The following is a 322-nucleotide window of genomic DNA, read 5'->3' as shown; positions in this document are numbered from 1 at the left end:
TAACAAACAGAGTAGATGGTAGTGGTTGGGAAGTTGGAACATATAAAGTATATTTATCAAGCTTAAAAACAGGAGAAATGAAAGAATACTCATTTAGTTTAGATTTAAATACAGCTAAAGATGAAGTAGCTAATGATAACAATGCTACAAGTGATGTAGTTGTAGATAGCAACAATAATCAACCTACTAAAGAAAGCACTTTAGAATTTAAAGTATTCCAAGGCGATGAAGATGGATATTTCAACAACTTAACTGAAATTCCAAATGGTGGTAGAACATTTGATACTACTCCAACATTTATAGGTAAATCAGTTGCTAATGA

1 protein-coding gene is annotated in these 322 nt (G+C 30.7%); it reads left to right on the top strand.

Features of this window, described 5'->3' with window-relative positions; all coding sequences use genetic code 11:
* On the top strand, positions 1 to 322 hold a 322-nt coding region (locus KJR01_RS10095), incomplete at both ends, for a hypothetical protein (protein WP_214119120.1).

Source organism: Campylobacter sp. 2018MI10, assembly GCF_018501175.1.
Classification (GTDB): domain Bacteria; phylum Campylobacterota; class Campylobacteria; order Campylobacterales; family Campylobacteraceae; genus Campylobacter_E.
The sequence above is the reverse complement of the archived record's forward strand: the minus strand, read 5'-3'. Positions and strand labels throughout refer to the sequence as shown.